The 11,395-nt window shown below is 69.6% G+C and carries 11 protein-coding genes; 6 read left to right on the top strand and 5 right to left on the bottom strand.

The features are described from left to right. Nucleotides 1-22: 22 nt before the first annotated feature. The 3 genes from GA0115254_RS19705 to GA0115254_RS19715 are packed head-to-tail and all read left to right on the top strand — an operon-like array spanning nucleotide 23 to nucleotide 3,475. Entirely contained in the window at nucleotides 23-2,584 is a 2,562-nt protein-coding gene (locus GA0115254_RS19705) for a sensor histidine kinase (RefSeq protein WP_093896602.1), read from the top strand. Further along, nucleotides 2,581-3,018: a roadblock/LC7 domain-containing protein gene (locus GA0115254_RS19710; RefSeq protein ID WP_093896603.1), complete on the top strand. Its 438-nt coding sequence runs from the start codon at nucleotides 2,581-2,583 to the stop codon at nucleotides 3,016-3,018. The genes GA0115254_RS19705 and GA0115254_RS19710 overlap by 4 nt, the downstream gene beginning before the upstream one ends. A 22-nt stretch (nucleotides 3,019-3,040) precedes the next feature. Then, nucleotides 3,041-3,475, top strand: coding sequence for a DUF742 domain-containing protein (locus tag GA0115254_RS19715; protein ID WP_093896625.1), 435 nt, complete (start codon nucleotides 3,041-3,043; stop codon nucleotides 3,473-3,475). Nucleotides 3,476-3,587: 112 nt separating this feature from the next. On the opposite strand, the gene GA0115254_RS19720 is transcribed toward GA0115254_RS19715, so the two are convergent. Together GA0115254_RS19720 and tatA are read right to left on the bottom strand one after the other, a co-directional pair. Then, nucleotides 3,588-4,163: a TerD family protein gene (locus GA0115254_RS19720; RefSeq protein WP_072487761.1), complete on the bottom strand. Its 576-nt coding sequence runs from the start codon at nucleotides 4,161-4,163 to the stop codon at nucleotides 3,588-3,590. A gap of 160 nt (nucleotides 4,164-4,323) precedes the next feature. Continuing rightward, nucleotides 4,324-4,509 carry a Sec-independent protein translocase subunit TatA gene (gene tatA, locus GA0115254_RS19725; RefSeq protein WP_093896604.1) on the bottom strand — a complete coding sequence of 62 codons (186 nt, stop codon included), beginning with the start codon at nucleotides 4,507-4,509 and terminating at the stop codon, nucleotides 4,324-4,326. Nucleotides 4,510-4,763: 254 nt separating this feature from the next. On the opposite strand from tatA, the gene GA0115254_RS19730 reads away from it, so the two are divergent. Continuing rightward, a complete protein-coding gene (locus tag GA0115254_RS19730; protein WP_093896605.1) occupies nucleotides 4,764-6,191 on the top strand; it encodes an LCP family protein in 1,428 nt (475 codons plus the stop codon). A 27-nt stretch (nucleotides 6,192-6,218) separates the two neighbouring features. On the opposite strand, the gene GA0115254_RS19735 is transcribed toward GA0115254_RS19730, so the two are convergent. From GA0115254_RS19735 to GA0115254_RS19745, 3 genes are read right to left on the bottom strand one after another with little or no spacing between them, the layout of a single operon-like run. Continuing rightward, entirely contained in the window at nucleotides 6,219-6,767 is a 549-nt protein-coding gene (locus GA0115254_RS19735; RefSeq protein ID WP_093896606.1) for a GNAT family N-acetyltransferase, read from the bottom strand. Next, entirely contained in the window at nucleotides 6,764-9,484 is a 2,721-nt protein-coding gene (gene mgtA / locus GA0115254_RS19740) for a magnesium-translocating P-type ATPase (protein ID WP_093896607.1), read from the bottom strand. Before mgtA ends, GA0115254_RS19735 begins: the two co-directional genes overlap by 4 nt. Beyond that, nucleotides 9,468-9,833, bottom strand: coding sequence for an ArsR/SmtB family transcription factor (locus tag GA0115254_RS19745; protein ID WP_093896608.1), 366 nt, complete (start codon nucleotides 9,831-9,833; stop codon nucleotides 9,468-9,470). The genes mgtA and GA0115254_RS19745 overlap by 17 nt, the downstream gene beginning before the upstream one ends. A 346-nt stretch (nucleotides 9,834-10,179) precedes the next feature. Between GA0115254_RS19745 and GA0115254_RS19750 the strand changes: the two genes are divergently transcribed. Both GA0115254_RS19750 and GA0115254_RS19755 read left to right on the top strand, forming a co-directional pair. Beyond that, nucleotides 10,180-10,806: a GTP-binding protein gene (locus GA0115254_RS19750; RefSeq protein ID WP_093896609.1), complete on the top strand. Its 627-nt coding sequence runs from the start codon at nucleotides 10,180-10,182 to the stop codon at nucleotides 10,804-10,806. 143 nt (nucleotides 10,807-10,949) lie between these two features. Next, nucleotides 10,950-11,363 (top strand): roadblock/LC7 domain-containing protein, encoded by a 414-nt coding sequence (locus tag GA0115254_RS19755; protein WP_093896610.1) that lies wholly within the window; start codon nucleotides 10,950-10,952, stop codon nucleotides 11,361-11,363. Nucleotides 11,364-11,395: the final 32 nt, after the last annotated feature.

Consider the following 11,395-nt stretch of genomic DNA (forward strand, 5'->3'; position numbering starts at 1 on the left):
CCACACCCGGAACGAGGAGGCCATGCGCCCACCCCGCACGACCCCGGAAACCGGCGCGACGGCGACCACCCGGCGCACCACCGCACCGACGCGCGGACGCCGCGCGCACGCGGGGCCGCCGGCCGACGAGAGCGCCGAGCACGACGTGAGGCCGCTGCTGACACACGACACATCCGCGCCGCGCGGACGGTGGACGCTGCGCCCCGGAACCGTTCGCGCGAAGATCATCTCGCTACTGATGGTGCCGGTCGTCTCGCTGCTCGTCCTGTGGGGTTTCGCCACCGTCACCACCGCCCAGGACGTGGCACGGCTGCGCCAGTTGCAGCAGATCGACGACGAGGTCCGGTCCCCCATGTCCACCGCTGTCGCGGCACTCCAGAGTGAGCGCCGGGCAGCCATGCTCCAGTCCGCGGCCCCCAGCAGCGCCCAGGCAGCCGCACTGGAGCGCCAGACCGAGCGTACCGACACCGCACTCGCCGCCCTGCGCCTCGACAGCGGCCACACCATCGCCGACACCGGCGACCTCCCGCCCACCGTCGCCGACCGGCTCGACCGGTTTCTGGGTCTTACCCACCGGCTGCGCGCCGACAGGAGCGATGCGGGCGGTGAGAACGCCGTGTACGACCAGTACACCGCGGCTGTCTCTGCGGCCTTCGGCGTCTGCGGCGCTCTCACCGGAATCCAGGACGAAGCGCTCGGCTCGGACGCCCGCGTCCTGCTCGAACTCTCCCGGGCCGACGAGATGCTGGCCCGCGAGACCGCCCTGCTGGTCACGGCCGCTCGCACCGGAACACTCAAGGGCGGCCAACTGCGCCGGTTCATCGGAGCGGTGGATTCCCGAAGGAACTTCACGGAGACCGCGGGCGCAGATCTGCCCGCCACCGAGCGGGCCGCCTGGCAGAGGTTCACCGCCGGGGACGCCTACCGCCGGATCCACGCCGCCGAGGACAAGGTGCTTGCCGCGCCCGCCGGTCGCGATGCCGCGCAGGCAGTGCCCGCCGCCGACTGGGAACGAGCAGCGGGCCGCGTACGGAGCGAGCTGCGCACCATCGACACCACCGCCGGCCAACGCGCCGCCGACCGGGCGAACCCGCTTGCCCGAGGACTGTTCAGCCCGTCCGGAGCCGCGGTCCTCTTCGGCTGCGTCGCCGTCGCCGCCTCACTGGTGATCTCCGTGCGCATCGGCCGCGGACTCGTCGTCGAACTCGTCAGTCTCCGCAACAGCGCCCTGGAGATCGCCCGCCGCAAACTGCCCCGCGCCATGCAACGGCTCCGTGCGGGCGAGGAACTCGACATCGAGGCCGAGGCCCCGCCGGGCCCGGCCACCCACGACGAGATCGGCCAGGTCGGCGAGGCACTCGGCACAGTGCACCGGGCGGCCCTCAGCGCCGCCGTCGAACGGGCCGAGCTCGCCGACGGCATCTCCGGAGTCTTCGTCAACCTCGCCCGGCGCAGCCAGGTGCTGGTCCACCGTCAGCTCAACCTCCTGGACAGCATGGAACGCCGGGCCGACGACCCCGACGAGCTGAGCGATCTCTTCCGGCTCGACCACCTCACCACCCGGATGCGCCGGCACGCCGAGAGCCTGATCATCCTCTCCGGGGCGGCGCCGGGACGGGCCTGGCGGATGCCCGTACCGCTGACCAACGTCGTACGCGCCGCCGTCTCCGAGATCGAGGACTACGCCCGCGTGGAGGTACGGCAACTGCCCGACGCCGCGGTGAAGGGCACAGCCGTCGCCGACCTCACCCACCTGCTGGCCGAGCTCATCGAGAACGCCGCACAGTTCTCACCGCCCCACACCAAGGTGCGCATCAGCGGCGAGCCCGTGGGCAACGGCTACGCCCTGGAGATCGAGGACCGCGGCCTGGGCATGGGCAATGAACTCCTCGGCGAAGCAAACCGGCGCATCGAACAGGCGGAAGCACTCGACCTCTTCGACAGCGACCGGCTCGGCCTCTTCGTCGTCAGCCGGCTCTCCGTACGCCACCACATCAAGGTTCAGCTGCGCACCTCTGCGTACGGCGGGACGACCGCGGTGGTTCTGCTGCCAACGCCTCTGCTGCAGACCGCACTTCCGGCGGCCGAGGCGCCGGCTGTGCCGGAGAACACCTCGGTCGAGCGGCAGGACGACCGGGACCGTCCGCACTTCGGACCCGGAGCCGGCCCCCGCGCGGTGCGACCGCGGACCACCGCCTTCCCCGTTCCGGTACCGGTGCCCGTGCTCGAGTCCCGCACGCAGCCCGCTGCCGGGGTCACCTCGCTGCGCGGACGTCCGGGCGGAACGGACGAGCACAAGGCCGAGGCCCACTCGGAAGAGCAGCTCGGCGATGCCACGCTGCCGCGCCGTGTGCGGCAGGCCAGCCTCGTTCCGCAATTGCGCGAGGAGCCCCGTCCCGACGAGCCACACGACGACCCGAACGACAAGGATCGCACCCCGGACCGCACCCCCGAGCAGGCCCGGGATCGCATGACCGCTTACCGCAACGGCTGGGTGCGCGGCGGCGGCACCGCCCCCGGGACATCTTCGCCCCGTCCGGGCACCACTGACCCCCGTCCACGCAGCGAAGGAGACCATGCATGATCGCGAACGAGAGTACCGGGGTACGCCACACCTCGGGCGAACTCGACTGGCTGCTGGACGATTTGGTGGCACGGGTCGGCGAGGTCCGCCACGCCGTCGTGCTTTCCGGCGACGGCCTCGCGGTGGGCGCCTCCAGCGCCCTGAGCCGCGAGGACGCGGAGCACCTGGCCGCCGTGGCCTCCGGATTCCACAGCCTGGCCAAGGGCGCGGGGCGCCATTTCCGGGCCGGGAACGTACGCCAGACCATGGTCGAGATGGACGAGGGCTTTCTGTTCGTCGCGGCAGCGGGCGATGGATCCTGCCTCGCCGTACTCAGCACGGCCTTCGCCGACATCGGACTGGTCGCCTACGAGATGGCCCGACTCGTCAAACGGGTGGGTGAGCATCTGCGTACCCCGCCACGGTTCGCCGCACCCCCGTCGGCTGTCGGCTGAAAGGACGGAGACGGCCGTGTCCATGACCGAGGAGGGCCCGGGAGGCATCCCGCGGACCCCGGGCCCGCACACATGTCCGGGCAGCCAGTGGTACGACGCCGAAGCGGGTCCGCTGGTCCGCCCCTACGCCGTGACGGGTGGCCGGACCGAACCGGGTCCCACCGGCGTGCAGTTCGATCTGATCGCACTCGTCACCTTCGACGACAACGCACCGGACGGCTCCGAGGAATCGCTGCTCGGTCCCGAGCACCGGGCCCTGCTCACCCTCTGCCGGTCGGAGACCCAGTCCGTCGCGGAGCTCTCCGCCGATGCCGACCTTCCGGTCGGAGTCGTACGCGTACTCCTCGGCGATCTGCTCGAAGCCGGCTACGTACGCGTCAGCCGCCCCGTACCGCCCGCACAGCTGCCGGATGAACACATTCTTCGTGAGGTGATCAACGGTTTGCGGGCTCTGTAAGGGCACTTCGGTGACGCGGCCGGGCCGCACGCGGAGCAGGCGGGCCTCTCTCCTCGCCCCGGCGGAGGGAGGGGAGAGGGGCCGCGCTCATCGACCGTACGGTGCTTCGGGATCAGACATTGACCCCGTAGTCGGATGCGATTCCGGCCAGGCCCGAGGCATAACCCTGGCCGACCGCGCGGAACTTCCACTCCGCACCGTGCCGGTACAGCTCGCCGAAGACCATGGCGGTCTCCGTCGAAGCGTCCTCACTGAGGTCGTATCGGGCCAGCTCGACGTTGTTGGCACGGTTCACCACGCGGATGAACGCGTTGCGGACCTGACCGAAGCTCTGCCCGCGGCTCTGTGCGTCGTGAATGGAGACCGGGAACACGATCTTGGCCACATCCGCCGGGACCGCCGACAGGTCCACATTGATGGACTCGTCGTCGCCCTCGCCCTCACCGGTCAGGTTGTCGCCGGTGTGCTGAACCGAACCGTCCGGGCTCGTGAGGTTGTTGTAGAAGACGAAGTGCAGGTCGGACAGGACTTTGCCGGCGTCCGAGCACAGCAGCGCGCTCGCGTCCAGGTCGTGGTCCGCGCCCGTCGTCGTCCGTACGTCCCAGCCCAGGCCGACCGTCACTGCGGTCAGGCCGGGTGCCTCCTTCGACAAGGAGACGTTGCCGCCCTTGGCCAGGGTCACACCCATGAAACATCCTCCATTGATCCAGTGGTCCAGCGATTCGGTGATCAGCGCTTCTTCGGCTGTCATACGGGTCAACGACGGCGCCTCGCCCGTGGTTCCCTCGCTTGCGCAATCCCTGAAGTGACCGGCAGGGAGGGGTGCCGTACGTCGGTGAGCCGATACCTCATGTGCGTGGGTCGGTACCGGGACTCGCATCGGTCTCCTTCATGGCCTTCGCCTCACTCTTCAGGATCCGCATGGATTTGCCCAGGGCGCGGGCCGTGTCCGGCAGCTTTTTCGAGCCGAACAGTGCGATGACCACGATCGCCACGATCAACAGGTGCCAGGGTTCGAGACCGTTGCGCAACATATATGTGCTGCCCTTCCTTTCGGTGTCTTGGCCGCTGTTTCCGCTCCGGGGCCACGGACGGTGCTTCAGGCTGGCTGTGGCAGGTCCGATGATCCACTCGAACAGAGATACTTGCCCTATTGCGCAACTGTACAACCATGGGGTGGTGGAGCACGTCCTCCATCATGGAAGCCGGACGGACGGGGTGGCCGATGACAGGAAGTCACAATTCAGCAGCGGGCGGGCGAGGGGGCAGTGGGCTGCGGCGAACGGCCATGTTCGGGCTGTCGTTCCTCGTGCTGCTTGTTGCGGGCGTCGGGTGGGGCTACCTCAAACTGAACGGCAGCATCGACACCTTCAGCGCGGACGGGATCTCGGGCGACCGGCCGCCCGGCTCGTCGAACGGGCAGAACGTCCTGGTCATCGGATCGGACTCGCGCGCGGGCGACAACAGCGAACTGGGCGGCGGCACGGGTACGGTGGGGCGCTCCGACACCGCGTTCCTTCTCCATGTGTACGCAGACCGGAAACACGCGGTCGCCGTGTCCATTCCCCGTGACTCCCTGGTCGACATCCCGGCCTGCAAGATGCCGGGTGGTGAGTGGACCGCGCCGCAGCGCGACGTGATGTTCAACGCTGCGTTCTCGGTGGGGGAGACGGCCGAGGGAAACCCGGCCTGTACCCAGAACACGGTCGAGCAACTCACCGGCCTGCGCGTCGACCACACCGTCGTGATCGATTTCGCCGGATTCTCCGCACTGACATCGGCCGTCGGGGGCGTTCCGGTATGTCTGCCCCAGGACATCTACCAGCGAGACCTCAGCCCGAAGCGGCCCACACGTGGGGCCCGGATCTTCGCGAAGGGTCCGCAGACAGTCTCCGGACAGCGGGCACTCGACTACGTCCGGCTCCGGCACGGCATCGGGGACGGCTCTGACATAGGGCGGATCAAGCGCCAGCAGGCATTTGTGGCCTCCCTCATCAAGAAGGTCAAGTCGCGGGGACTGAACCCCACCACACTGCTGCCCCTCGCCGACGCGGCCACCGACGCGATGACCGTCGACCCCGGGCTCGGGTCGGCCGACCGGCTTCTGTCGTTCGCCATGTCGATGAAGAACATCGACCTCCACAACACCAAGTTCGTCACTGTCCCCTGGCGTTACGAGGGCTCGCGCGTTGCGATGGTCGAACCGGACGCCGACGCGCTCTGGGCAGCGCTGAAGGCCGACCGTACGGTCGACGGCCAGGACGCCAGCGGCAAGGGGGCGGCCGAGGGCAGAGAGACAGCGAGCAGCCCGGCGTCGCCCGCGGCCGCCACCCCGGTCTCCGGCACGGGCATCAGCATCGCCGTCTACAACGGCACCACGGTCAGGGGACTCGCGGCCCGGGCCACCGAACTTCTGCGCGCCCGAGGCTTCACCGTCACCACCACGGCCAATGCGAGCAGCCAGGGCTACGCCTCGACCGTCATCGAGTACGGGCCGGGCCTGCGGAACGAGGCAGAGACCACCGCGCGGCTCTTCGCCGGAGCCCGGACGACCGCGTCCGACACCGCCGGAATCCAGGTGATCCTCGGCAGTTCCTACGCCCGGAACCCATCGTTCGCACCCGAGACCTCGGCACCCTCCGCCGTGCCGCCCACCGTCGCTGCCGGGGCGCGGTCGGGCGACGACGACCCGTGCGCGGACCTCTCGTACGGCTGACCCTCCCGCGGCGGGGGAAGGCGGCGCTCAGAGCGGTGCCGGGACGGTTCGGAGCTGCAGTGCCGGGTGTGGGGGAGCCACGAAGCCGTAGGACTCGTACAGAGCGGCACCGTCTCCTGTGGCGTTCAGGTTGATCACCGTGACGTGGGCCTCCTCGCGGAACCAGGCGAGGAGTGCGTCGAGGCAGACACGAGCATGCCCACGGCGACGACGGCGGGGATCGGTGCTGACATTGGAGACGTGCCCGTGCAGTCCGCTCGGATTCGCCGGGCTGGGGGCATGCGCATCGCATGTCCCGACGGCGCTGGAGACGGTGCCGAGCTCGGGGTCGTCGACCAGGAACGCGGCGAACGTGTCGGGCCGACGCAGCCGCTCGGTGAACCACTGTGCGGAGGCCTCCCGCCACGGGGCATCGGCACCGCCCGTCTCCATCCCCATATCGGCCAGCATCAGTCCCCGCAGCCGTACCAACGCGGCCACGTCGTCGAGCGTGGCGCGACGAGCACGCACCTCCTGCCCGCCGCCGACGCCCGTACTCGTGCCGGACTCCAGGCGGTCGATGCGCGAGGGGGTCATGCGAATCTCCACTTCCGTTCGTAGCAGGTACGGGCCGCCCACAGTCCGCATGTGTACAGGGCCAGCACCGTTGCGAGCAAAAGGAAATAGAGCGGTGGCAGCGTACTCATGCCCAGCAGCGGACCCAGCGGAGTGATCGGCAGCAGCAGGCCGACCACCGCAAGACCGGACGCGGCGGCCCGCAGCGGACCGCCGCTGTGGCCCTCGGCTGCGCGGCGGCCCGTACGGAGCAGCAGCATCACCAGAGCCTGGGTGAGCAGGTTCTCGGTGAACCAGCCGGAGTGGAACGCCTCCTGCCCGCCCGATGTCGCCGAACCGTGCAATGCGTAGGCCAGCACTGCGAACGTCGCCAGGTCCGCAGTGGCGTTCAGCAGACCGAAGCAGGTGATGAAGCGGAGGAAATCGCGCGGACGCAGCACCGTGGGCCTCCGCAGTACCGCAGGGGCGGGCCGGTCGAACGCGAAGGCGAGCTGCGCCACGTCGAAGCACAGGTTCTGCACCAGGACCTGTGCCGGAAGCATCGGCAGGAACGGCAGCATCAGCCCCGCGGCAAGCATCGCGATGACGTTGCCGAGGTTCGACGAGAGAGTGATGCGCAGATACGTGGCGATGTTCCCGCTGCAGTGCCGGCCGGCAGTGATCGCGTGATCGATGGCTGCGAGGTCCTTCTCGGCGAGCACCACATCGGCGGTCTCCCGCGCCACGTCGACCGCGTTCCTCGGGCAGATGCCGACATCGGCCGCGTGCATCGCGGGCAGATCGTTGACGCCGTCGCCGAGGAATCCGGTGGTGTGCCCGACGGTACGCAATGCGGAGACGATCCGGGCCTTGTGCTCGGGCGTGCAGCGGGCGAAGACGGTGGCCCGGTCGGCGGCCTCCGCGAGCTCCGAGTCCGACAGCGCGTCGATCCGTTCCGCGGAAACGACATCGCCCGGATCGAGGCCCAGATCCCGGCAGACGCGGGCGGCGGTCCCCGGATCGTCGCCGGTGAGCACCTTCACGGCGACGCCCCGCTGTTCAAGCACGTCCAGCGCTTGTGCGGCGCTCGGCGTGAGCGCGTCCCGCAGAGCGACGAACCCGAGGAAGGTCAGCCCCCACTCGTCGGCCGGCGTGTACGTACCGAGCCGGGCGGGCCGTTCGCTCCGGGCCACCGCGAGCAGCCGCAGACCGTTCGCGGCCTCGCGGGTGGCCAGGGCCCTCAGCCGGTCCCGTTCGGCATCGTTCAGGGCGCACCGGTCGAGTACTGCCTCCACCGCCCCTTTCGTGACGAGGGTGTGGTTGCCGAGCCTGCCGGGGCCGCGGACGACCGCGGTGGCGAGTCGCCGCACCGGATCGAACGGCAATGCGGCCACCCCGTCGTACGCGGACAACGCCCCTTCCTGCTCCTCGGTGGCGTACAGAACCGCCTCGTCCAGTGGGTCGGGGGCGGGCAGTTCAGTGAGCTGCAGCGTCCAAAGTGCGTTCACTGCGGCCCAGTGCAGCACCTCGGGATCGGGCAGGCCCGCCCCGTTCAGCGACCGTTCGACGACCGGCCGGTCCTGGGTGAGGGTTCCGGTCTTGTCCAGACACAGCACGTCGATCGCACCGAGATCGTGCAGAGCGGGCAGCCGTTTGACGATCACTCCGCGGTCCCGGGCGAGCAGCGAGGCGCCCCTGGCCAGCACCGTCGTGACGATCACCGGCAGCATCTCCGGCGTCAGCCCGACCGCCACCGCGACGGCGAACGGCAGCGTCTCCAGACCGCGGCCACGCAGTGCCGCGTTGGCCATCAGCACCAGGGGCGGGGTGAGCAGCATGAACCGGATCAGCGTCCAGGAAATCCCCTGCACCGAACGGTCGAAGGCGCTCGTGCCCCGGCGGCGCGCCGAACTGTCGTACGCGGCGGCGAACCGGGTGCCCGTACCCGTGGCCGTCACCACTGCCGTACCACTGCCCGAAGCCACGCTGCTTCCCTGGAAACACAGCTCGGGCCGTGCGAACAACCCGGCCTCGCCACCGGACCCGGCGTCGGCGGTGCGGTGCCCGTCCGGAGCATCGACGGGGCGTTTGGCGACCGGCACCGACTCGCCCGTGAGGGCCGACTGATGCACGGTCAGGCCGCTCGCGCGCAGGAGCCGTACATCGGCAGGCACGAGATCTCCCGGACCGAGCCTGATCACATCGCCCGGCACCAACTCCCCGACCGGCATCTCGCGCGCCTGTGGCGCGGCATCCGGGCCGGTGCGGCGCAGCACGGTCGCGGTGGTCGCCACCAGCTCCCGCAGCACGGCCGTCGAACGGTCGGCCCGATGCTCCTCGGCGGAGCGCAACAGACAGCTGACGACCACGAGGGCCAGCGTCACGGCAGCCGTGCCCCATGAGGCCACCGCTGCCGAGACCAGACCCAGACACAGGAGCACCGAGGTGAACGGATCCCGCAGGCTGCTTATGAAACGGCGGGGCCAGGAGAACGGACGCCAGGCCGGCAAGGTGTTCTCGCCGAACCGTTCCAGCCGTTCCTCCGCCTGTCCCTCCAGCAGCCCGCGTGGCCCGCTGTCCAGCGAGCGGAGAACCTGCAAGGAGGTCGGTGCGGCAACCGGCGAAGCGGGCGGCGTGACGCCAGGGGCGGCGCTCCGGATGACCGCCGGATCCGCTATCGGCACGATCACGGCGGACGACTGGTCGGGATCGGTGCTGCCGGGGCCTGCGGCGGCACCGCGCTCAGGCACCGAGTTCACGGAGGCGTACGGGGTGCGCGGGCGCGTGTCCGGAGCGTTCGGCGAGCTGGCCGACCATGAGCCGGACGACCGTCACCACGTCGGGGTCGTCGACCAGGTACACCTGCCGACGGCCTTCGCGGCGTGACCGTACGAGACCGGCCAGTTTCAGCTTCGTCAGATGCTGGCTGACCGAAGGCAGGGTGCCGCCCACCCGGTCCGCAAGGCCGGTCACATCGCTCTCGCCCTGGGAGAGGGCCCACACGATGTGCAGCCGCGCAGGCGTCGCCAGCAGGCCGAAGGCGGCAGCCGCCTCCACCAGTACCTCCGCGGGCGGATCCTCGAAACCGCCGTCGGCAGCTGTCGACACTCTTGCTCTCCCTGTCCGCGTGGGCCATTCCTCGCACCCGAAACACCCAGTGTAGGCGCCGGACGGCCGCCGTCCGCGGGCCCATGCGTCTGTGAGCGGCGTGCGCGCTCGCGACCGGGAACGGCAGGCGCACTCCGTCAGACGCATCGGATTGTGGACTCATCCGGGCGGTTGCCGAGCGGGAACGGTCACATCGCAAAAAAAGCGATCCCGTCCCACGAGGCAGGTTCTCGTTTGTCATGCTGTCGCCGTACTCATGCCGACGGTCCACGGAATCTGAGCCCTTCAAGACAGCTCTGACCTGCATATTCAGTGTCTTGGGACTCACTGGTGAGAGAAGTGATCGATGCCTTCCGAGCACGCTGACAACACTCACGGGGAGCCGGCAAGGGAGACCGCGGAGACCGACGCCCTTGCACTGAAGATATTGGTCGCCGGAGGCTTCGGGGTCGGGAAGACGACGCTGGTCGGCGCGGTCAGTGAGATCCGGCCGTTGCGGACGGAGGAGGTCCTCAGCGAGGCCGGACAGTCGGTCGACGACACCGATGGGGTCGATCGGAAGACCACGACGACCGTCGCCATGGATTTCGGACGCATCACCATCCGGTCCGGTCTCTCGCTCTATCTGTTCGGCACACCGGGACAGGACCGTTTCTGGTTCCTGTGGGACGAGCTCTCCCAAGGGGCGCTCGGGGCCGTCGTTCTCGCCGACACCCGGCGCCTGGAGGACTGTTTCCCGGCCGTCGACTACTTCGAGCACCGCGGCATCCCCTTCGTCGTGGCGGTCAACTGCTTCGCGGGCGCCCGCGCCTACGGCGAGCGCGAAGTGTCCCGTGCCCTTGATCTCGACCTCGGCACGCCCGTCGTGCTGTGCGATGCGCGCGACCGGGACTCCGGCAAGGAAGTCCTGATCCGCATGGTCGAATACGCCGGCCGGATGCACACCGCCCGGCTCCTCGACTCGGTGAGCTGACCCTCCCGGCGCACATCTGTTGCGCGCCGAGGGGCCAGGACCCAGCCACATGACCGAGGAGTGCTTGCCCGTACGTGACCAGTGCGCGAGGCTTACGCGAAACGTGGGGCACGGGGAACGCATGAGCGGGGAGGAGCGGGGAAATGGCGCTGGACAGGGAACTCGACTGGCTCCTTGACGATCTCACGAGCAGGGTCGAGCACATACGGCACGCGTTGGTGCTGTCGAACGACGGGCTGGTGACCGGAGCGAGTACGGGCCTGGCGCGTGAGGACGCGGAGCATCTCGCAGCGGTCTCGTCCGGGCTGCACAGCCTTGCCCGCGGATCGGGACGCCACTTCCGCGCCGGGAAGGCCCGGCAGACCATGGTGGAATTCGATGAGGCACTGCTCTTTGTGACGGCCGCAGGGGACGGCAGCTGTCTGTGCGTGCTGAGCGCGGCCGAGGCCGACGTCGGTCAGGTCGCGTACGAGATGACGCTGCTCGTGAACAGAGTCGGAGAGCATCTCGGTGTTGCCGCGCGGCAGGCGGAAAGCGAAGGAGACAAGCGGACCTGACCCGGCCGTGGGAGTTATCCACAGGCCGGGCG

The organism is Streptomyces sp. Ncost-T10-10d (assembly GCF_900091955.1).
GTDB lineage: Bacteria > Actinomycetota > Actinomycetes > Streptomycetales > Streptomycetaceae > Streptomyces.